Source organism: Streptomyces sp. GESEQ-4, assembly GCF_017948455.1.
Classification (GTDB): Bacteria; Actinomycetota; Actinomycetes; order Streptomycetales; family Streptomycetaceae; genus Streptomyces.
On record NZ_JAFFSU010000004.1, the window covers coordinates 154,491 to 175,105 of the forward strand.

At 71.7% G+C, this 20,615-nt stretch carries 19 protein-coding genes; 5 read left to right on the forward strand and 14 right to left on the reverse strand.

All coding sequences use genetic code 11. The features are described from left to right. Positions 1-62: 62 nt before the first annotated feature. The 6 genes from KCH48_RS10850 to KCH48_RS10875 form a co-directional block, all read right to left on the reverse strand. Positions 63-1,520, reverse strand: coding sequence for a penicillin-binding transpeptidase domain-containing protein (locus KCH48_RS10850; protein WP_210572489.1), 1,458 nt, complete (start codon positions 1,518-1,520; stop codon positions 63-65). Further along, on the reverse strand, positions 1,517-2,881 hold the full coding sequence (locus tag KCH48_RS10855; RefSeq protein WP_210572491.1) for an FtsW/RodA/SpoVE family cell cycle protein: 1,365 nt from the start codon (positions 2,879-2,881) through the stop codon (positions 1,517-1,519). The genes KCH48_RS10850 and KCH48_RS10855 overlap by 4 nt, the downstream gene beginning before the upstream one ends. Positions 2,882-2,924: 43 nt before the next feature. Next, positions 2,925-3,362, reverse strand: a complete 438-nt coding sequence (locus KCH48_RS10860; RefSeq protein ID WP_210572493.1) for an SH3 domain-containing protein — start codon at positions 3,360-3,362, stop codon at positions 2,925-2,927. A 207-nt stretch (positions 3,363-3,569) separates the two neighbouring features. Then, positions 3,570-4,811, reverse strand: a complete 1,242-nt coding sequence (locus KCH48_RS10865) for a HAMP domain-containing sensor histidine kinase (RefSeq protein ID WP_210572495.1) — start codon at positions 4,809-4,811, stop codon at positions 3,570-3,572. Continuing rightward, entirely contained in the window at positions 4,808-5,575 is a 768-nt protein-coding gene (locus KCH48_RS10870; RefSeq protein WP_210572497.1) for a hypothetical protein, read from the reverse strand. The genes KCH48_RS10865 and KCH48_RS10870 overlap by 4 nt, the downstream gene beginning before the upstream one ends. Before the next feature lie 97 nt (positions 5,576-5,672). Then, on the reverse strand, positions 5,673-6,179 hold the full coding sequence (locus KCH48_RS10875; protein WP_210572499.1) for a dual specificity protein phosphatase family protein: 507 nt from the start codon (positions 6,177-6,179) through the stop codon (positions 5,673-5,675). 98 nt (positions 6,180-6,277) lie between these two features. Here KCH48_RS10875 and KCH48_RS10880 point away from each other — a divergent pair, with 98 nt between their 5' ends. Continuing rightward, positions 6,278-7,081: a nuclease-related domain-containing protein gene (locus tag KCH48_RS10880; protein ID WP_210572501.1), complete on the forward strand. Its 804-nt coding sequence runs from the start codon at positions 6,278-6,280 to the stop codon at positions 7,079-7,081. A 79-nt stretch (positions 7,082-7,160) separates the two neighbouring features. Here the strand turns inward: KCH48_RS10880 and ligD are convergent, their stop codons facing one another. Continuing rightward, complete coding sequence (ligD, locus tag KCH48_RS10885; RefSeq protein ID WP_210572503.1) at positions 7,161-8,045, reverse strand: non-homologous end-joining DNA ligase; 885 nt, start codon at positions 8,043-8,045, stop codon at positions 7,161-7,163. A 162-nt stretch (positions 8,046-8,207) separates the two neighbouring features. Here ligD and KCH48_RS10890 point away from each other — a divergent pair, with 162 nt between their 5' ends. The 4 genes from KCH48_RS10890 (at position 8,208) to KCH48_RS10905 (ending at position 14,130) form a co-directional block, all read left to right on the forward strand. Further along, positions 8,208-9,176: a glycosyltransferase family 2 protein gene (locus tag KCH48_RS10890; RefSeq protein WP_210572504.1), complete on the forward strand. Its 969-nt coding sequence runs from the start codon at positions 8,208-8,210 to the stop codon at positions 9,174-9,176. Further along, complete coding sequence (locus KCH48_RS42905; protein ID WP_210572509.1) at positions 9,167-10,564, forward strand: polysialyltransferase family glycosyltransferase; 1,398 nt, start codon at positions 9,167-9,169, stop codon at positions 10,562-10,564. Before KCH48_RS10890 ends, KCH48_RS42905 begins: the two co-directional genes overlap by 10 nt. Next, positions 10,561-12,657, forward strand: a complete 2,097-nt coding sequence (locus KCH48_RS10900) for an arabinofuranosyltransferase (RefSeq protein WP_210572512.1) — start codon at positions 10,561-10,563, stop codon at positions 12,655-12,657. Before KCH48_RS42905 ends, KCH48_RS10900 begins: the two co-directional genes overlap by 4 nt. A 174-nt stretch (positions 12,658-12,831) precedes the next feature. After that, positions 12,832-14,130, forward strand: a complete 1,299-nt coding sequence (locus KCH48_RS10905; protein WP_210572513.1) for an SLC13 family permease — start codon at positions 12,832-12,834, stop codon at positions 14,128-14,130. A 33-nt stretch (positions 14,131-14,163) separates the two neighbouring features. Here the strand turns inward: KCH48_RS10905 and KCH48_RS10910 are convergent, their stop codons facing one another. The 7 genes from KCH48_RS10910 to KCH48_RS10940 form a co-directional block, all read right to left on the reverse strand. After that, positions 14,164-14,910 (reverse strand): DUF4142 domain-containing protein, encoded by a 747-nt coding sequence (locus KCH48_RS10910; RefSeq protein ID WP_210572516.1) that lies wholly within the window; start codon positions 14,908-14,910, stop codon positions 14,164-14,166. A 113-nt stretch (positions 14,911-15,023) separates the two neighbouring features. Further along, positions 15,024-15,500, reverse strand: a complete 477-nt coding sequence (locus KCH48_RS10915; RefSeq protein WP_210572518.1) for a CBS domain-containing protein — start codon at positions 15,498-15,500, stop codon at positions 15,024-15,026. A gap of 163 nt (positions 15,501-15,663) precedes the next feature. Further along, entirely contained in the window at positions 15,664-16,332 is a 669-nt protein-coding gene (locus KCH48_RS10920) for a DUF305 domain-containing protein (protein WP_210572521.1), read from the reverse strand. Between the two features lie 95 nt (positions 16,333-16,427). After that, complete coding sequence (locus tag KCH48_RS10925) at positions 16,428-16,856, reverse strand: DUF6153 family protein (protein WP_210572524.1); 429 nt, start codon at positions 16,854-16,856, stop codon at positions 16,428-16,430. Between the two features lie 60 nt (positions 16,857-16,916). After that, positions 16,917-17,978: an ABC transporter ATP-binding protein gene (locus KCH48_RS10930; protein WP_210572527.1), complete on the reverse strand. Its 1,062-nt coding sequence runs from the start codon at positions 17,976-17,978 to the stop codon at positions 16,917-16,919. Further along, entirely contained in the window at positions 17,975-19,462 is a 1,488-nt protein-coding gene (locus KCH48_RS10935; protein WP_307840852.1) for an iron ABC transporter permease, read from the reverse strand. The genes KCH48_RS10930 and KCH48_RS10935 overlap by 4 nt, the downstream gene beginning before the upstream one ends. A 95-nt stretch (positions 19,463-19,557) precedes the next feature. Next, a complete protein-coding gene (locus KCH48_RS10940) occupies positions 19,558-20,577 on the reverse strand; it encodes an iron ABC transporter substrate-binding protein (protein ID WP_210572530.1) in 1,020 nt (339 codons plus the stop codon). Positions 20,578-20,615: the final 38 nt, after the last annotated feature.

Below are 20,615 nucleotides of genomic sequence, written 5' to 3' on the forward strand. Positions count from 1 at the left end.
CCACGACGGACCCGCAGCTCATCGACGGCCGATCGCGGCACGACCTCCACGAGCACGCCCGCCTACGAGTTCAGCACCGCCCGCATCACCGACCGCGCGATCGGTGCCGCGTCCCCGCCCCCGCTGATCTCGCCCCGCCGCGCCGACGCGTCCTCCACCACCACGGCGACCGCCACCTTCGGCTCCATGTCGCCGTCGGCCTGCGCCCAGGAGACGAACCAGGCGTACGGCACCCCGGAGTTGTCGACGCCGTGCTGGGCGGTGCCGGTCTTCCCGCCGACGGTCGCACCGCGGATGGCGGCGCGCCGGCCGGTGCCCTCCGTGACCACGTCGGCCATCAGCTCCTTCATGCGGACGGCGGTCGACGGGTGCATCATCCGCCGCAGCGGACGCGACCCGGCCGTCGCCAGCGTCGCCCCGCTCGCCCGGGTGGTCCGCTCGACCAGGTGCGGCGACCGCACCTGCCCGCCGTTCGCCACGGCCGCCGCGACCATCGCCATCTGCAGGGGCGTGGCCCGCGTGTTGTACTGCCCGATCGACGACAGCGCGAGCTGCGCCCTGTCCACGGAGGTGTCGAAGGTGCTCGGCGCGACCGAGAAGGGGATCTTCACCTCGGTGTCGTTGAAGCCGACGGCCTCCGCCGTCCGCGCCATGTCCGCCACACCCACCCGCACGCCCAGCCTCGCGAACACCGTGTTGCACGACCACACGAACGCCTCCCGCAGCGAGGCGTCCCGGCAGCCGTCGGCCTCGTTCGTCAGCCGGGTCGTCGTGCCGGGCAGGGTGTACGGGTCGGGCGAGTCCGTCGGCTCGTCCAGATCCTTCAGCACGCCGGCGTCCAGCGCCGCCGCCGCGGTCACCACCTTGAAGGTGGAGCCCGGCGGATACGTCTGCCGCACCGCCCGGTTGAGCATCGGCTTGTCCCGGTCGCCGTTCAGCCGCTCCCAGGACCGCTTCGCCGCGGGCCCGTTCCCGGACAGGACGGCGGGGTCGTACGACGGCGTGGACACCAGCGCCAGGATCCGCCCCGTCGCCGGCTCGATGGCGGCCACCGCGCCCTTGCGCCCGCCGAGCCCGGTGTACGCCGCCGCCTGCGCGGCCGGTTCGATGGTCGTCACGACGTCGCCGCCCGCGTTCTGCGACCGCGTGAGGTCGTTCCACAGCGGGAACGGCGAGAGCATCGGGTCCGTGCCCGACAGGAGGTCGTCCTCGGCGTGCTCCAGGAGCGTCGTGCCGTACTCCTGCGAGGCGAAGCCCGTGACGGGCGCGTACATCGGGCCGTGCGCGTACGTCCGCTCGTAGCGGAGCTGCTCACCGGTGTCCACCGAGCCGGTGAGGCGGGCGCCGTCGGCCAGGATGTCGCCGCGCGGCTGGCCGTAACGGGCGATGCTCTGGCGGCGGTTGGCCGGATTGTCGTCGTAGGACCGGGCCTGGAAGACCTGGATGCGGGCGGCGTTCACCAGCAGCGCCACGAGCAGCAGGGCGCAGAACATCGCGGCGAGCCTGATGTACCGGGTCATGGAGCGACCTGCCCGTCGTACTGCCGCCGTGCCGAGTCGCTCACCCGGACCAGCAGCGCCACGATCGCCCAGTTGGTGACCACCGACGAACCGCCCTGCGCCAGGAACGGCATCGCCATGCCGGTCAGCGGGATCAGCCCGGTCACCCCGCCCGCGATGACGAACACCTGGAGCGCCACGATCGACGCGAGACCGACCGCGAGGAGCCGGCCGAACGGGTCACGCAGGAGCAGGCCCGCCCGGTAGCCGCGCTCCACGAGAAGGCCGTACAGCAGGAAGATCGCGGACAGGCCGGCCAGCCCCAGTTCCTCGCCCGCCGTCGCCAGGATGAAGTCCGACTTGGCGGCGAAGCCGATCAGGATGGAGTGGCCGAGCCCCAGACCGGTGCCGAGCACGCCGCCCTCCGCGAAGGCGAACAGGGACTGGGCCAGCTGGTTGGCGCCCTGGCCCGCCTCGATCGACGCGAACGGATGCAGCCAGTCCTCGACCCTGCTGTGCACATGCGGCTCCAGCCAGCCGACGGCCACGGCACCGAGCGCGGCCAGCAGCAGCCCCACCGCGATCCAGCCGGTGCGGCCGGTGGCGACGTACAGCAGGACCACGAACAGACCGAAGAACAGCAGCGACGTCCCCAGGTCGCGCTCCAGCACCAGCACCCCGACGCTCAGCAGCCAGATCGCGACGATCGGGCCGAGGACCCGCCCGGTCGGCAGCTGAAGGCGCCAGATGCGGCGGCCGGCGTAGCGCAGCGCGTTGCGGTTGGCGGCGAGATACGCGGCGAAGAACACCGCGAGCAGCACCTTCGCGAACTCGCCCGGCTGGATGGAGAATCCCGCGATCCGGATCCAGATCCGGGCGCCGTTCACCGCCGGGAAGAAGATCGGCAGGGTGAGCAGGGCGAGGGCGGCCACGACACACACGTACGCATAGCGCTGGAGCACCCGGTGGTCGCGCAGCAGCAGTACGACGACGATGAACAAGCCCACGCCCAGCGTCGACCACACCAGTTGGGTGGGCGCCGCCCGGTCGCCCGGCGTCTCCAGATCGAGCCGGTAGATCAGCACCAGGCCCAGCCCGTTGAGCAGCACGCCGATCGGCAGCAGAAGCGGGTCCGCGTACGGGGCCCGCAGGCGCACCGCACCGTGCGCCAGCAACGCCAGCACGCCAAGACCGGCGCCGTAACCGGCGGCGCCGGGCGGGAGCGAGCCGTTCTTCGCCAGGCCCACAGCGCAGTAGCCGTACACCGACAGGAGTACGGCGACGACGATGAGGGCGAGTTCGATGCCACGGCGCCGGGGGAGGCGTACGACGGGCGTGGAGCGGTCCGTCGCTGCTTCCAGGGTGGTTCCGGCCTTGCTCATGTCCGGAACTTACCCAAATGTGATGCCTTATGACCCTTCGTCATCAGCACCAGCGCGGCGCAGGCCCGATGTTGTTGATGTACCGCGCCGCACCCCACGCCCAGGTGCCGTCCGTGAGGAGATACCAGAGCGGGTTGCCCTGCACGCTCTGCCCGGGCGTCTTGCAGAAGATGGACACGACATCGCCCCGGTGGACCGCACGGATCGGCCGACTGCCACGAGTCGGCGCACTGCGCAGGATCAGCCGGTCGACGGTGACGACACCCCGGTAGCGGCGCGGATCGCGATAGGCGCCCTGGCCACCGAACTCGTCGAACCCATCGCCGCCCTCGAAGCTCGAGTCGCCGTTGCTGAACTCCGAGTCCCCACCGCTGCCCCATTCGTCGTCCGCGACGGCGGGTGCGACGGCGGTCGCCCCGGCGAGCGCGACGACAGCGGCAGTCATGGCGAGACGGCGAGTGAGGCGGGTGCGCAGAGACATGGCGGGTACCTCCATGAATGGGGCGAAGCTGACTAATCGCCACATTAGGAGCGAGGGCGGGGGGTCGCGCGTGCTGATGGGCCATAGGGGAAGCGCCCCGAAGACGCGCGCAGCGCGCTTAGGGGCGCGGGGAACTGCGCGACAAGCCACACACAACCCGCAGACGGCGATGGACCGTGAGTCCCGAGCTCTTGGCCGCCCCACCCCCTACCGCAAGACAAGAGTGGCAACGGCCCCACCGTCCACCGCATTCGCAAACGTCAACCGCGCCCCCAACACCTCCGCCTGCCCCAACGCGATCGTCAGCCCCAGCCCATGCCCCCTGCTCCCACCCTCCGTACGAAACCGCTGCGGCCCATGCACGAGGAGATACTCCGGATAACCGTCCCCGTGGTCCCGAACGCTGACGACCGGACCGTTCACCGTGAGAACAACCGGCGGCCGCCCATGCCGGTGCGCGTTGGCGACCAGATTCCCCAGCACCCGCTCCAGACGCCGCCGATCCGTCTCCACCCGGGCATCCCGGACGACCCGGACCTCGACCTCCGCGTCGTTCCCGGCCGCCCGCACCACCCGCTCCGCCAGCGCCCCCAACTGCTCGGTGTCCAGCTCGAGCCGCTCCCGCCCGGTGTCGAGCCGGGAGATCTCCAGCAGGTCCTCGGTCAGCGTCCGCAGCGCGGCCACCCGGTCCCGCACCAGCTCCGTCGGCCGCCCTGGAGGGAGCAGTTCCGCGGCGGCATGCAGTCCGGTGAGCGGCGTGCGCAGCTCATGCGCCACGTCCGCGGTGAACCGCTGCTCGCTCAGCAGTTTGCCCTGCAGCGACGCCGCCATGGAGTCCAGCGCGGCGGCGACCGCGGCCACCTCGTCCTGCGGGCGGGTCGGATCCTTGGTACGGGGGTCGTCGACGCGTGCGTCCAGGTCGCCGCCGCTGATCTGCCGGGCCACCTGCGCGGTCGTGTGCAGCCGCCGCGTCACCCGGGTCACCGCGAACGCGCCCACCAGCAGCGTCACCCCGATCGCCAGCCCCGAGGACCAGATGATCGCCCGGCCGAGGTCGTCGATGGTGCGCGCCTGCTGCGAGTAGTCGACCCGCACGGCAAGCGCCCGACCGCCGTCGGCCGGGCCCGCCGCCCACATCGTCGGGCGGCCCTCGTGGTCGGCGACCATCGTGCCCCGCTCACCGGCGACCGCCAGCTCCCGCAGCGAGGCGGGCAGCCCGTCCGGGTCGACGCCCACGCCCGGCATCAGCCTGTCCCCGGCCTCGAACGCGGTCGTCGCCTCGTCCAGCCGGGACAGCGCGAGGTCACGGGCCTGCTCGACCGTCTGGTTCGACACGGACACATGGACCAGGACACCGAGCAGCGCGGCCAGCGTGCAGCACATCACCGTGATGAACACGGCCGCCTTCACGGCGAGCGTCCCGGACCAGCGGGGAAGCCCCAGCCTCACCGAGCACTCGCCGAAGCCGAAGCCGAGCTTGATGCCGATGCCGATGCCGATGCCGATGCCGACCGCGACGGCGATGGCGACGGTCGTGCGCTCCGCGTGCCCGTGCCCGTACGCAGCATCTCGTCATGCGTGAGCAGCATCGCCCGCTGGTTCGCGTCCCAGGTCCACTGGAGGCGGTACTCGTAACCGGCGACCTCGGACGGCGACCGTATGATCACGGACCGCCCGGCCAGCTCGACCGCGCTCATCGCGTCCTCCCAGCGCATGACCCGCACCAGCCGCCCCTTCTCGACGGTGTAGACGCGCACCGCCGTCAGGGTGCCAGGCAGCTGCCGGAAGCCCAGCGTGAGATCGTCGCGCCCGTCGCCGGTCAGATCGCGGTAGTACGGCTTCAGGACCGGGCACCTGGCCCGGTTCCCGCCCGCCGCGCAGTCGGCCATCCGCTCGCCCGTCTCGTGGTACGGCGACCCGTCGCCGTAGTCGTCCGGGCTCGCGGCGACCTCGGTCCGTACGATCGCGACCGGATCGACCTCGCGGAGGTCGCTGCCCGGCACACGGACGCCCTTGATCGCCTCGCGCTCCACCTCGCCGATCTCGAAGGCGGGGGAGGAGGCCGGCGGCAGCTCGGGCCAGAGCCGGATCGGGCTGACGGCGGTCGGGGTCGGGCCCGCGCCGCGCAGCCCGCCGGTGTCGCCGCAGGCCGCGGTCGTCGCCGTGAACAGGGCGGCGAGGACGAGGGCCCGGACGGGGCGGCTGAAGGGCACGGCACTCCTGTCGTCCTGGATGATCGTGGGCCCCGTACACCTTATTCGCGGGGAAGTCCTTTTTGCGTGCAGGGGCTGCACGGCCCGCGCACCGGCGTCATTCGGCCAGCTCCTCCAGCAGCCGGGCCGTCGACAGTCCCGCCCGCAGGTACGCGACGAACAGCTCATTGTGCAGTGCCCAGGGCGAGCGATGGGCGCGGATCAGCCGGATCGCCTCCTCGGCGGAGCAGCCGCGCCGGACCAGGGTGTGCGCGATGACAAGGCCCGAGCGGTTGTAGCCGTGGTAGCAGCGGACGAGGACGCTGCGGCCGTCGTCCAGCGCCTCGCTCGCGGCCTGCGCGAGCCGCATCACGCCCGCGAGCTGCGTGCCGTCCAGCGGTCCGTCGGGAATCGGCCACACCTGGTGCTCGACACCCGGGTCCGGCCCGTGCCCCGGCAGCCGGAGGAGCGTCTGCACGAGATCGAACTCATCATGGACGACGACGAATTCCACCTGCCCCGAGCCGTCCCTGAACTCGTGCCCGCCCATCCACAGGCCGGGCACGATCTCGCTCCACGGGCTGTCCGGAGCAGGTACGTCGGGCTGGTTCCCGCGGGTCCGCAAACGAGCCTCCCCAAACCCATGCCAACTCATCCCAAAGGTAACCGGGTTCTTGCCCCTGGAGCACCCCGCCTGGTCCCATGGTCATGGGGTGATGGTGCATGAGCCGACTGCGCGTCATACCGACCTGGCGGCACGGCCAGGAGCGGCTGTATGTATGCCTCACGGACGGGCGGAACATCGCCTGGTACGACAGGGAGGCGGCCCGGGTCAACCTGCTGAGCGACGACCACAGAGAGGGCGTACTCGAAGCCCTCGGACCCTTCCTGACCGGCCCCGTCACCGTCGGCCCGCCCCCGGTGCCGACCCCCGCGGAGCTGGCCCGCCTCACCCTCCACCCGGACGACGACCTGGCGCCCAACCGTCCAGGCGAGGCCCTCCACATCGCCCTGGACCGGGACCCCGGACCCGCCCACCGGCTGCGCCCCGACCCGCGCCGCCGGGCGCTGGCCGCCGAGCAGGCGGTGGGGGAGGCCCTGGAGCGGCTGGACGGCGCGGGCTGGCACGCCCTGCACTCGATCCCGCTGCCCGGCGGCGACCGCGTCCACCACCTGGCGATCGGCCCCGGCGGCCTCTTCGCCATCCACACCGTGTACGCCCGCAAGACGCGGGTCCTGATCGCCGACCCCATGGTCACCCTGGGCCGCCGCGAAGCCCGCCCCCTGCTCCGCCGCGCCCGAGCCGACGCCGACCGCGCCTCCTACGCCCTCACCGCCGAGGTCCACCCCCTCCTCGCCGTGGCCGGCCCCGCGAACGTCCAGATCACCGCCCCCCTCCGCGAAGTGCGAGTCTTCCAGGACACGGAACTGGGAGGCCTAGCCCGTCTGGGCGGCGTACTAAAACCGGCGGACGTGGAAGCACTGCACGCGATGGCGAGGGACCGCCACACATGGGACCGGGTGTGAAGCGCCCCGTAAGGGGCGCGGGGAACTGCGCGACCAGCCACGACGGCGCAGCAGACGAATGACGACAGATGGCCTGAGTTCATGACGGCACAAGACCGACGTGGGCGGGATCAAGCAGCGGCGCCAACAGATCCCCATAGTCCTGCACCCGAGGACCAAGATCCGCCGCAGTGAACGCCAGCTGCCCAGGCCCCCCACACTCCTCGACCTCCCCCCACGTCACCGGCGCCGACACCAACGGCTGAGCCCGCGCCCGCAGGGTGTAGGGCGTCGCCGTCGTCTTCCGCGCAGCGTTCTGGCTCCAGTCGACGAACACCTTCCCGGGCCGCAGACTCTTCGTCATCCGGTGCACGACCAGCCGCGGCAACGCCCGCTCCGCCTCCACGGCGAGTTCCTTGGCGTACTCGCTGACCTGCTCGGACGACGCGGACCGCACGGCGGCCAGCAGATGCAGCCCCTTCGCCCCGGACGTCTTCGGCCACGCCTCGATTCCGTCCGCCGCGAGCCGGTCCCGCAGCCACAGGGCGACCTGACAGCACTCCACGACCGTCGCCGGCGCCCCCGGATCGAGGTCGAACACCATCCGGTCCGCCTCGCCGGGCGCCCCGATCAGCCACTGCGGGGTGTGGAACTCGGTCACCAGATTGGCGGCCCACATCAGACTCGCCAGATCCTGTACGAGCACCATCCGCGCCGGCCCCTCCATCCTCGGCACCTCGGCGGTGGTGACCCACTCCGGCGTACCCGGCGGCACGTTCTTGGTGAAGAACAGCTGCCCGTCGGGCCCGTCCGGATACCGCAGAAACGACACCGGCCGGTCCCGCAGATGCGGCAGCAGCACGTCGGCGACGGTCGCGTAGTAGTGCAGTACCTCGCCCTTGGTGAACCCGGCGGCCGGATACAGCACCTTCTCCAGATTGCTGAGCGCGACCCGCCGCCCTTCTACCTCGGTCATGGGCGCCATAAGTCGAGTCTCACCTCTGCCGGCCCCTACGGCATCCCGCGCGAACGAGGTCCGGACCGGACCTGCACGTTCCCCCGAATGCCCCAGTCCAGGTAACCCCCTCACTCCGGTGGCCGTTTGAAAGCGGTACTTCCCTTGAATCAAGGAGCTCCCGAGAGCCCCATGAAACTCACCTCCGTGGTCATCAGCCACAACGTCGCCGACTATCTCCCCGACTGCCTGGGCTCGCTGCGCCGGAACACCGGCCCGGACATCGAGTACGTCTTCGTCGACGACCACTCCACCGACGGCTCCCGCGCCCTGCTGGAGCAGGCCGTCGCCCGGATCCCCAACAGCCGGCTCGTCGTCCACCCGCGGAACCGGGGCGCCTCCGCCGCCCGCAACACCGGGATCGACGAGGCACGCGGCGCGTACGTCACCTTCCTCGACGGCGACGACTGGCTGGCGCCCGGCTACTACCCCCGGCTCGCCGAGGCCTGCACCCGGCTCGGCACCGACTTCGTCCGCGTCGACCATCTGCGCGCCCAGGGCAAGAGGCGCACGCTGCAGAGGGCGCCGGAGAGCAGGCGGGGGGTGCCGATCCCGTCGGTCGAGGGCATCGGCGAGGAGAACCGGGAGACCATGGCGGACTACGTCAACGCGTGGTCGGGCGGCTTCCGCACCGGGCTGCGGGACAGCGGGCTGCTGTACTTCGACACCTCGCTCAGGACCTGCGAGGACCGGCTGTGGAACTGGCGGCTGCATCTGCACACCCGGACGTTCGCGGTGGTGGGCCTCGCCGGGCTCTTCTACCGCAGGGACGTCGGAGGCTCCCTCACCAGCGTCGGTGACGACCGGCAGCTCGACTTCCTCCCGGCCTCGCAGCGGATCATCGAGGAGGCCCTCGCCCACAGCACGGACCGCGCCGTGCACCGCAAGGCCGTACGCACCCTGCTCGGTCTCACGCACTTCCACCTCAAGCGGACCGACCGGCTCGACAAGCGGGTGGCCAGACAGTTCCCCGGGCGGTACCGGGCGCTGGCCGCGTCCCTGCCGCAGGACCTGCTCCGCGAAGTCCTCGACGGCATGGACGAGCAGCGCAGATCCGACCTGACCGCCCTCTACCGTCCGAGGAAGACCGCGTGCCCCTGAACGTCCCCGTTCCCACGGAGCCCCGTGATCCCGTCCCGGTCCAGCTCGTCGAAGCCTCCACGCTCTACGGTCTCGCCACGGTCTGCGCGGCTGTCGCACAGGGCCTGCTGCCGCTCGCGGAGGGCGGTCGGCGGGTGCTGGTGACGTCCACCAACACCACCGTCCCCGAGGCGCAGCCGCCGTGGGAGGAGCTGCCCGGCTTCGCCCACCTGTCGACGTACTTCGACGCGGTCGTCTCCTGGAACGACACGATCTTCCCCAACCACCCCTCGGTCTGGTCGCCCCGCCCCGAGGACCGCCCGCTGTTCGAGCAGGCGCTGCGCCGCTCCTGGGGGATCGGCCCCGACGCCCCCGTCGAACTGGTCGCCGAGTCGGTCCAGTCCCCGCCCTCCCTCACCCTGGCCCGCCTCTTCGCCGACGCGACCCTGCACGTCTACGCCGACGGCCTGATGAGCTACGGCCCCCTGCGCACCCGCCTGGAACAGCAGGTCCTGCGCCGCGTCGGCCGGTTCGTCTACCCGGAGCTGGTCCCCGGCCTGCGCCCGCACCTGCTCGACGAGTGGCCCGGCGCCGAGCACCACCCGCTGTCCCCCGACGCCCTGCGCCGCACACTCACCGTCCTCGCCGACGCCGCCAAGGACGAACTGGAGGCGGTACGTGAACTGCCCCAGGGCAGCGCCCTGTTGCTCGGTCAGTACCTCGCCGAGGCCGGCATCCTCAGCGCCGCCGAGGAGGACGCCCTGCACCGCGACATACTGCGCGAGGCGGTACGGGGCGGCGCCGCCTCGGTCCTCTTCAAGCCGCACCCCAGCGCACCGCGCCGGCACGCCGAGGCCCTCCGCGGGGAAGCCGCCCGCGCCGGCGTCACCCTGCACGTCGTCGACCTGCCCGTCCTCGCCGAGGTGCTCTACGAACGGCTCCGACCGGACGTCGTCCTCGGCTGCTTCTCCACCGCCCTGTTCACCGCCACCACGGTGTACGGCATCCCCGCGGTGCGCGTCGGCACGGACCTCGTCCTGCGGCGCCTGAAGCCGTACGAGAACAGCAACCGCATCCCGCTGGTCATCGCCGACTGCGTGCTGCCCGGACCCGGGGCCGTCGAGGCACGGGATGAGGTGCGGCGGCTGGTCGCGACCGTCTCGTTCTGCATGCAGCCCATCGCCTACGCCCATCTGCGCCCCACCGCCGAGCAGTTGCTGTCGGCCGCCCGCGCGAAGGCCGTCGCCGGCCGCTACCTGGGCCTGCTCCGCCTGACCAGACTCCGCCTCCCGGGCGGCCTCCCGGCACCCCGCCTCCTGCTCCCCCTGGCCAAGACCTCATTCATCCACCGCCACCGCTCAACCCTCGCCCGCCTGGCCCGTACCGCCCGCGGAACGGCAATCCGATGACCGCCCACCGGGAACGGGACCAGGAGGGGCTGCAGGACGAGAGCCCGATGCCCGCTCGTCGGGTGATCGCTCGGCAGGGGTGGGGCGAGGACGTGGAGGAGGACGGGGCGGTGATCGCTCCGGTCGCGGCGTTGATCGGGGGGCAGGGGTCGGCGGGGCGTCCCGCTCCGTCCCCGGTACCGCCGCGGGCGGGGCGGCGGCGTCCGACCGGCGGCCGGTTCGCCGTCGAGCTCGTCCTCGGGGCGGGCATCGCGGTCGGCGTGAGCCTCGGCATCCAGTACGTCGTACCGCGGCTGCCGCTGCCCGAGCCGTCGCTGCTGTCGACCATTCTGACCACGCTGACCACGACGGCCGTGGTGGTGCTCCTCGCCCTGTCGGTGCCGGCCGCCGGGCGGGGCGGCATGGCCGTACGCGGGCTCCTCCACTGGTCCGGCTACGCGCTGGTCTCCGCGCTGCCCACTCTCCTCCTCGCCCTCCCGCTGCACGGCACCCGCTGGTTCCTCGGCGGGCTGGCCTCGGACAACCAGTTCCGTGTCGAGTACCTCACCCGCCTCACCGACTCGCCCGCACTGGCCGACTTCGCCTACCGGGACGTACCGCCGCTGTATCCGCCCGGCTGGTTCTGGACCGGCGGACGGATCGCCGCGCTGCTGGGCTGGGACGCGTGGGCCGCGTTCAAGCCGCTGTGCATCACCTCGGCCGCGCTCGCCGCGGCGGTGACGCTGGCGCTGTGGCGGCTGCTGGTGCCGCCCCGGATCGCCGTACTGCTGGCGACGGCGACCGTGATGGCCGCCTTCGTCGAGCCGTCCCTCGGTGTCCGCGAGCCCTATGCCTGGCTGGTCGGCTCCGCGCTCGCGCCGCTCACGGTGATCGCGCTGAAGCTGCTGCGGGCGCCCGCCGTCCGCCCCTTTCCACTGCTGGCGTTCGGCGTCGCGGTGGGCGCGGCCGTGCTGACGTACACGCTGCTCGCCGCCTTCTGGGTGTTCACCCTCATCGCGATGGCGGCGGCCCTGCTGCTGCACAGACCGCGGCGCCGGCGCACGCTGCTCGCACGGGTCGCGCTCGCGGGGATCGCCGCGGCACCGTCGGCCGCCGTGGTCCTGCTGCCGTACGAACTGGCCGGACGCGCCGCCGGAGGGTCCCCGGACACGACGGCGCTGAAGTTCACGCCCTACCAGCAGTTGACGTATCTGCTGCCGATGACGGAGATCACGCCGGGCGGACTGCTGTGCCTGGCTGGCACCGTCTGGCTGGTCGTCCGCTTCCGCACCCGGCCCGTGGCTGCGGGCCTGCTCGCGCTGGTCGCCGGATGCTACGCCTGGTGCGTGCTGTCCCATCTGGCCATCGCGTTCGGCACCACGCTCCTCTCCTTCCGCGTCCACCCGGTCCTGCTCGTCGCACTGCACTGCGCGGGCGTCCTCGCCCTGTGGGACCTGCTGCGGACCGTGCGCAGACGGCACCGCGCGCAGGCCAGGACCGCCACCGGCGTACTGGCCGTCGTCGCGGCGGTCTTCACCGTCGCCGCCGTCCAGCACGCGCAGAGCGCGCTGGGCCGCGAGGTCGACCTGGCCTACCGGCAGAGCTACCCCCTGGACGACGGCACGGCCCCCTCCCGCACGACACGCGTCCGGCACCCCGGCACCGAGGACCTGTGGATCCGCCCCCTGGTCCGCGCGATCGCCCGCGGCACCGGCAGGCAGCCGCACGACCTGACCGTCCTGACGGACCATCACCGGCTGCTGTCCGTCGAGCCGTACTGGGCCTATGTCGCCATGACGCCCGGCTACTCCAACCCCCAGGCACGGCACGAGAAGCGCAACGCGGAGGTACGGCGCTGGCTCGCCGCCCGGGACGCGGACGACTTCGCGCGGCGGCTGGACTCGGGCCGCTTCCCGGCGCCGGACGTGTTCGTCCTGCGGCAGACCGACACCGGCTACGGCCTCTACCTGTTCCGCCACAACTTCCCCCGCGTCCCGGTGACCCGGTCCTCGGAAGTCGTCTTTCCCGTCGACTTCTTCCCGCCGGGGCGCTTCCTGCGGCAGGACGTGGGGCCGTACACCGTGATCACGCGATACGGCGGCCGGTCCGGGTGAGAACGGGGTACGGCCGGGCGCGGTCAACCTGTTAAAGACGCGTCAACGGCCGGTAGGGTTCACAGCGGTGTGCCGGGAAGCCTGGTCGGCGAGCAGAAGCGGTCTGTCTTCCGATCGGTGGTGACCTGTCATGGCACGTGCGTCGATGCCCGTCCACGAACCCCCGGCGGCGCCGTGAACGACTGGCACAGCTGGGCCGCGCTCGTCGTGTTCGTCGGCGCGTACTCCCTGATCATCAGCGAGAAGATCCACCGGGTCGCGGTGGCCCTGGGCGGCGCCGGCCTGATGCTCGCGATCGGCGCCACCGACGATGTCACGGCGTTCTACTCCGAGGACACCGGCGTCGACTGGAACGTCATCTTCCTGCTGATGGGCATGATGATGATCGTCGGCGTGCTGAAGAAGACCGGCATGTTCGAGTACCTGGCCATCTGGGCCGTGAAGCGGGCCCGCGCCCGGCCCTACCGGGTGATGGCCATGCTCGTCGTCATCACCGCGCTCGCCTCGGCCCTGCTCGACAACGTCACCACGGTCCTGCTCGTCGCCCCGGTCACCCTGCTGGTCTGCGAGCGCCTCGGCCTGCCCGCCGCCCCGTTCCTGATCGCCGAGGTGTTCGCGTCCAACATCGGCGGCACCGCGACCCTGGTCGGCGACCCGCCCAACATCATCATCGCCAGCCGGGCCGGTCTCACCTTCAACGACTTCCTGATCCACCTCGCCCCGCTGGCCGCGGTCCTGATACTGCTTCTCCTGCTGCTGTGCCGCGTGATGTTCCGCAAGTCCTTCGTGTACGACGAGGACCGCGCCGCCGAGATCATGGAGCTGGAGGAGCGGGAGGCCATCAGGGACCCGCGGCTGCTGATCCAGGGCCTCGTCGTCCTCGTCCTGGTCGTCGCCGGGTTCGTCCTGCACCCCGTACTGCACTACGAGCCCAGCGTCGTCGCCCTGCTCGGCGCCGGGCTGCTCATCGCCGTTTCCGCGGTCGAGACCGGTGATGTCCTCGCCGAGGTCGAATGGCCCACGCTGGCCTTCTTCGCGGGCCTGTTCGTGATGATCGGCGGGCTCATCGACACGGGCGTCGTCGACGAGGTGTCCGGCGCGCTGGCCGACATGATCGGCACCAACGAATTCGCCGGTTCCATGCTCATGCTGGGCGCGTCCGCGGCACTGTCCGGGGTCGTCGACAACATCCCGTACGTCGCCACCATGGCCCCCATCACCGGCGACCTCGTGCAGAACATGGGCGGCGCGAGCGACCACGTCATGTGGTGGGCGCTCGCGCTCGGCGCCGACCTCGGCGGCAACGCGACCGCCATCGGCGCCTCGGCCAACGTCGTCGTGCTCGGCATCGCCGAACGCAACCGGCAGCCCATCTCCTTCTGGCAGTTCACCAAGTACGGCCTCGTGGTCACCGCGGTCACGGTCGTGGTGGCGATGGCGTATGTGTGGCTGCGCTACTTCGGCTGGGGATAGGGGATGGGGGATAGGCGTGGAGTGCGTGGGGCGTCACTTCACGGTCGGGCTGGGGGACGGGGTGGGCGCGGACGTTTGGAGGTCCAGGCCCGGGGGCTTCGTGAGCGCGACGATCGGTGCGCCCGGCTGGGGCGGCGGCGGGGTCATCTGGTCCTGGGGGAGCTTGGGCGGGCTCGTCTGCTGGAAGAGGGCCTGGTCGAAGTTGACCATTTCCGTCTTCTCCAGGACCGAGATGTGGTCGAGGACGGTGTCGTTGGTCAGATCGGCGAGCTGACGGACCAGCGAGTTCTTGGTGGTGGCGCGGATCTGGGCGACCACCGGGAAGATCCGGCCATGGGCGGTCCGCATGATGTTGACTGCGGTGGTGTCGAACTGCTTGCCGGTCTCGGCCTGCGAGGTCGCCACGAACTGCTGCTGCTGCGGGCTGGGCTGGTTGGGCAGCGTGATGCCCAGCTCGGGCGCGATCTTGCGGCACATTTCGTCGAGCCCGGCGTGCCCGACGACCAGGTGCTCGCCGGCCTCCTTCATGGCCGGGGTCGTCCCGCGCTCCATCGCCGTCATGCCGAGCGGGTACTCCCACAGCCCGGCCGCGCGCACGGCGACCACGAAGGACCGGTCCGCCTCGGTGAGCGGACCGTAGGGGGTGTTCGCGATGATGCGATCCTGCCCGGTGGCTGCCTTGTCCACCCCGAGCATTGCGGGGTACGCGAGTGCGGCGAGAGTCAGACTCAATGCTCCGCCGACGAAGACGGTTCCGACCCTGTTGCGCGACAGGCGCATCCATGCCTCCTGATGTGACCGGACCTGACAGCAAGAAGTACGGACGGGAGGCGCCGTCCAATCAGTGTCCCGAGTAAAAGTCACGCAGGAGGCATATGGCGTACGTCACACTCTCACGTGCCGTCGGCCGTGCCGGCCGTCGGGAGGAGCTCGTGGAGGAGGTGCGAGGCGGTGATGACGCCCAGCAGATGGGTCCCGTCCTTCGCCTTCTCCACCACGGCCACCACCGGGCTGCGCACCTGGGCCATCAGTGCGGCCACCTCCAGCGCGGTGTCGTCGGGGTCCGCGATCGGGGGCGGCGCCGCCTTGTGGGGCAGGCACTCCCCGACCCGTCGGCCGACCAGCGCCTGACACAGCCGGTCGGCGTGCTTCTCGTCGACGACCGCGGCGAGCGTCGGGTCCTCCAGCACATACGCCGGAACCAGCACCTTGATCATCTGCGACGCCGGCAGGATCGCCTTCGGCTCACCGCGCTCGTCGAGCACCAGCAGCCCCGGCAACTTGTGCTCGGCCATCAGCCGCGCCGCCTCCAGGGCGTCACTGTCGACGCTCACCGTCTCGTATCCGACCGCCAGATCACGTGCGCGCACGACGGGCTCCTCATATGCGTCTGCGTCTCTGACATGAAACATACGCGGGTGTGCAGGATGCGCGGGGAGCACCACGGATCGGCTCCGGTGCCGGACAACACCGGCAGGTGGTCGGCACCGGAGCCGAGCGGGGTGGTGCGCGGCAGTCAGTCAGTGACGCGGATCAGAGCCGGTCGAGGATGTCCTGGAGCTGCTCGACCTCGGCGGACTGACCCTTGACGATGGCGTCCGCCATCTTCTTGGCGTCGGCGTTCTTGCCGTTCTTCTGCTCGTCCTCGGCCGTGGTGATCGCGCCGTCGTGGTGCTCGATCATCATCTGAGCGAACATCTTGTCGAACTCCGCGCCCTTCATGGCCTTGAGGTCGGCCATGCCCTCCTCGGACATCATGCCGCCCGTGCCCGAGCCGCCGGAGTGGTCCATGCCCTCCATGCCCTCCATGGACTCCGCCTCGGCCGGCTTGTTCCAGGACTCCAGCCAGCCCTTCATCGTCTGGATCTCGGGGTCCTGGGCCTTCTCGATCTTCCCGGCGATGTCCTTGATCTCCGCGTCGGAGGCACGGCCGCCGGCCAGCTCGGCCATCTCCAGGGCCTGCTTGTGGTGCGGGATCATCATCTGGGCGAACATGACGTCCGCGTCGTTGAAGTCGCCGGCCTTGGCCCCGGCCTCGGCGTTCGCCGTGGCCGAGGAGCTGCCGCTGCCGTGGTCCGTGCCGCTCGAGTCGTCGCCGTTGTCGCCGCAGGCGGAGAGCAGCAGGGCTCCCGCCGCGACGATGCCGACGGCCGTGACATGGCGGGCCGGCTTGCCGCGCAGGGCGCGCGTGAAGGCAGTCATGGTGGATCTCACCTCGTGTTTGTCGGTTCTCTGGCTGTGTGGCCGTACGCGAGATCGCGGCCGCGCGTGGTGCGCGCCCGCGAGGGCGTAGCGGCTTACTGCCGCAGAACCGACAACTGGGTCAGATCAGGTGGGCGAGGGGGTGGAGCGGTGCGCCGCAGGACAGGCGCCTGGGCGAGAGCGTCCGCCAGACAGCCGGGACTGCGGGCGAGCGCTGATCGCAGCAGTGCGACGAGGATCCAGGCGGCGAAGAGGACCGCCACGCACAGCGACACCATGTCCATGGCCATGACCGGCACGTCCGCGGACGCCGCCTGCGCCGGGTCCGAGTGAGCCGGGGCCGACTGCGCCGGAACCATCGCCGCCGACGCGTGGGACCCGGTATCCATCGCCGACACGGACGCGTGCGATGACTCGTCCGGATGCCCCACGGTGTGCATCACGAACACGCCGAGCGCGAGCACGACGACGAGCAGCAGATGCCCGAGGGCGCCTCCTGCTCGTACGCAACGGCTCACGTGCACTGCGGGAACTCCTTCGTCGTCGACGCTACATACGGTACTTTCGCGCCCCGTGCTCAATCGTCATGGGTGCAGGACGGCTTCTCCCTTGACCCGGATTCCGGTGCGGTCACCGGGCTGTACGGCGAGAGGGCCGGACGCCCGGATGTCCACGGGGTCGTCCAGGCCGTCCACGGTCACGGTGACCATGGCGTCGTGGCCGTAGAAGCGCACGTCGGTGACCGTGCCGCCGGCCGGTGCGGAGGCGGGTTCAGTGAGTTCGAGTTGCTCCGGGCGCAGCAGCACAGTGCCCGAACCCGTATGTGTGCTCGCGTCCTTGGCGAGCGGGACGGTGCCCAGCGCCGTGTCCGCCGTGGTGCCGCCGAGTGCGGTGGCCCGGAGCAGGACGGCGTCGCCGACGAAGCCGGCGACCCAGGGGTCGGCCGGGCGCCGGTAGACCTGTTGCGGGGTGTCGCACTGGGCCACGCGGCCGTCGCGGACGACGGCGACGAGGTCGGCGGTGGACAGGGCCTCCTGCTGGTCATGGGTGACCAGGACGGCGGTGGCGCCGCTGAGGCGCAGGGCGGTGCGGACGTCGGCGCGGACCCCGGCGCGCAGGGCACTGTCCAAGGCGTTGAACGGCTCATCCAGCAGGACCAGTGCCGGGCGCGGTGCCAGGGCACGGGCCAGGGCGATGCGTTGCTGCTGGCCGCCGGACAACTCGTGGGGCATCCGCTCGCCGTAGCCGGCCAGCCCGACCAGGTCCAGCATCTCCTCCGTACGGCGTCTGCGCGCGGTCCGGTCGAGGCCGGTCAGGCCGAAGGCGACGTTGCGGGCCACGCTCAAGTGCGGGAACAGCGCGCCCTCTTGGGGGACGATGCCGATGCGGCGCCGCTCCGGCGGCAGCTGGACGCCGGGGCCGGTCAGGACGCGTCCGCCGACGGTGACGCTGCCCGCGTCGGCACGCAGGAAGCCCGCGATGACGCGCAGCAGGGTGGTCTTGCCGCACCCCGAGGGGCCGAGCACCGCGGCCAGGGCGCCGCCGGGGACGGTGAGGTCGAGTCCGTCGAGGACGGGCGGGGCGTGTGGGCCGTAGGACTTGGTCAGTCCCTCGACACGCAGGTCGCTGACGTGCGGTTCGGTCATGTGCGGTGTCTCCCCAGGAGGTAGGAGGGGATCGCGGCCAGCAGGATCAGCGCGGCGGCGTAGGGCGCCGCGGCGGCGTAGGAGGCGGTGCCGGTCTCCGTCCACAGACGGGTGGCCAGGGTGTCCATGCCGGTGGGGCGCAGCAGGAGGGTGGCGGGGAGTTCCTTCATGCAGACCACGAAGGTGAGCGCGGCTCCCGCCGCCACGCCGGGCGCGGCCAGCGGTACGGTGACCTCGCGCAGGACCCGCCAGGGCCCGCGGCCCAACGACCGTGCCACGTCCTCGAGTCCGGGCGGAGCCTGGAGGACCGCGGCGCGCGTGGCGGCGACCGCGACGGGCAGGAACAGCACGGCGTACGCGCCGACCAGCAGCGGGAGTTCCTGGTACAGCGGGTGGGCGTAGCGCACGGCGAAGAAGACGAGCGACAGGGCGATGGTGATGCCCGGCAGGGCGTGGCCCGCGTATGCGGCCTGTTCCAGCAGATGGGCGGCCCGGCCCCGGTGACGGGCGGCGATCACCCCGATGGGCAGGGCGAGCAGGGTGGTCAGCGCGGCGCCCGCGGCGGCGACGCCGAGCGTGGCCGTGGCGGTCTCGGTGAGGCGGGCCGGGTCCCAGGTCGCCGAGTTGCCGACGGCCAGCCAGTAGCCGAGCGTGGCGAGCGGGAACGCGATGGCGGCGGCCGTGACGGCGCCGCACCAACTCAGTGACGGCACAAGCCACTTCCCGAGCGGCGCGGGGTCCGCCGGGCGAGCGGTGCCGGTGCCGGTTCGCGCGTACCGGGCACGTCCCCGCGTGCGCGCTTCGGCGGCGACCAGGGCCACGGTGAGCATCACGAGCACGACGCTGAGTGCGGCGGCCGGGGTCCGGTCGAAGGACGCCCGGTAGGAGGTGTAGATGCCGCGGGTGAAGGTGTCGTACCGCATCAGCGAGACCGCGCCGAAGTCGGAGAACACGTACAGCGCCACCAGGACCGCCCCGCCGGCGGCGGCCGGGCGCAGTTGCGGGAGGGTGACACGCCAGAAGGTGCGCAGCGGCCCGAGGCCGAGGGAGCGTGCGGCCTCCTCCTGCGCGGGGTCGGTGCGGCGCAGCGCGGCGGCGACGGGCAGATGGACGTACGGGAAGCTCACCAGGGTCAGCGACAGGGCGGAGCCGGTGAAGCCGGCCAGGTGCGGGGCGGCGGACAGCCACGCGAAGGCGGCGACGTAACTCGGCACGGCCAGCGGCAGGGTCACCAGCACCGCCCAGCCGCGCGCCCACGGCAGGTTCGTACGGGTGGTCAGCCAGGCCAGCGAGACGCCGAGGAGCAGACAGGCCGCCACCACGACCGCGGCCAGCGCGATGCTGCGGCCGAGCAGCTGGGCGGCGTGCTCGGTGGTGACGATGCGCCAGGCGTAGCCCGGCCCGCGTTCCAGGGCGCGCACGCAGAGGTACACCAGCGGGAGCAGCGCGAACGCGGCGGCCACAGTCGCCGGCAGGCCCAGCACCCACGGCACCCGCCCGGCCGGCCGAAGCCGCGGGACCGGGCGAGTGCGGGAGTCTTTCGTGACGGACGGACCCGTCTCCATCGGCTGACCGGGCCTCAGACCAGTCCGGCTTCCTGGAGCATGGCCAGTGTCTCCTTGAGCGAGTCCAGCTCGCCGAGGTTGATCTTGGGCGCCTGAAGGGAGTCGAGCGCGGGCAGGCCGTCCACCGGAGCGACGCCGGCGGCCAGCGGGTACTCCTTGGTCTCGTCGGCGAAGTACGTCTGGGCCTCCTCGCCGAGCAGGAAGTCCGCCGCCTGCTGCGCGTAGTCGGCCGCCTTCTTGTCGGCGCCCTTCAGCAGGCCGACCCCGGCGACGTTGACCAGGCCGCCCGGGTCGCCGCCCGGCAGGAAGTGGAGTTTGGCGGTGAGCTTGCCCTCGCCCTCCTCCGCGGCCTTCTCGTACCAGTAGTAGTGGTTGATCAGGCCGAGAGAGACCTCCCCGGAGTCCACGGCTTCGAGGATCTCGGTGTTCTTCTCGTACACCTTCGGGGAGTTGGCCTTGAAGCCCTTCAGCCAGTCGCGGGTGGCGTCGTTGCCCTCCAGGACCCGCATGCCGGTGACGAACGCCTGGAAGGAGGCGTTGTTCGGCGCGAACCCGACACGGCCCTTCCACTCCGGCTCGGTCAACGCCTGCACGCTGTCCGGCGGTGTGGAGACCTTGCCCGGGTGGTACGCGAGGACCCGGACCCGCCCGGAGACGCCGACCCAGTCACCTTCCCCGCCCCGGTAGGCCGCGTCGACCTTGTCGAGCGTCGGCTGCGGAAGGGCCGTCAGCACGCCTTCCTTCGACAGGGCACCGAGGGCACCCGCGTCCTGCGAGAAGAACAGCCCGGCCTCGGTCTTGCCGCCCTCCTCCAGGATCTGGGCGGCCAGTTCCGCGCTGTCGCCGTACCGCACCTCGACGTTGGCGTCGAGCTTCTTCTCGAGCTTCTCCAGCAGCGGTTCGACCAGGTCCTCGTTGCGACCGGAGTAGATGACCAGGTCGGCCGGCTCGTCGCTGCACGCCGCGAGCGCCGGGGTGAGCAGGCCGAGGGCGAGGAGCGGTACGGCGAGACGTCTGGCCGAGGGGCGTCGCATGGTGAAGCCTTCCTGACATGGCTCACCTCCGAGGCCGG

Bases quoted from the DNA above. Each gene is read 5' to 3' on its own strand.
- KCH48_RS10930 (WP_210572527.1), bottom strand. From the start codon at position 17,978: ATGACCGAACCGCACGTCAGCGACCTGCGTGTCGAGGGACTGACCAAG.
- KCH48_RS10850 (WP_210572489.1), bottom strand. From the start codon at position 1,520: ATGACCCGGTACATCAGGCTCGCCGCGATGTTCTGCGCCCTGCTGCTC.
- KCH48_RS10855 (WP_210572491.1), bottom strand. From the start codon at position 2,881: ATGAGCAAGGCCGGAACCACCCTGGAAGCAGCGACGGACCGCTCCACG.
- KCH48_RS10940 (WP_210572530.1), bottom strand. From the start codon at position 20,577: ATGCGACGCCCCTCGGCCAGACGTCTCGCCGTACCGCTCCTCGCCCTC.
- KCH48_RS10880 (WP_210572501.1), top strand. From the start codon at position 6,278: ATGAGCCGACTGCGCGTCATACCGACCTGGCGGCACGGCCAGGAGCGG.
- KCH48_RS10860 (WP_210572493.1), bottom strand. From the start codon at position 3,362: ATGTCTCTGCGCACCCGCCTCACTCGCCGTCTCGCCATGACTGCCGCT.
- KCH48_RS10920 (WP_210572521.1), bottom strand. From the start codon at position 16,332: ATGACTGCCTTCACGCGCGCCCTGCGCGGCAAGCCGGCCCGCCATGTC.
- KCH48_RS10910 (WP_210572516.1), bottom strand. From the start codon at position 14,910: ATGCGCCTGTCGCGCAACAGGGTCGGAACCGTCTTCGTCGGCGGAGCA.
- ligD (WP_210572503.1), bottom strand. From the start codon at position 8,045: ATGGCGCCCATGACCGAGGTAGAAGGGCGGCGGGTCGCGCTCAGCAAT.
- KCH48_RS10900 (WP_210572512.1), top strand. From the start codon at position 10,561: ATGACCGCCCACCGGGAACGGGACCAGGAGGGGCTGCAGGACGAGAGC.
- KCH48_RS10890 (WP_210572504.1), top strand. From the start codon at position 8,208: ATGAAACTCACCTCCGTGGTCATCAGCCACAACGTCGCCGACTATCTC.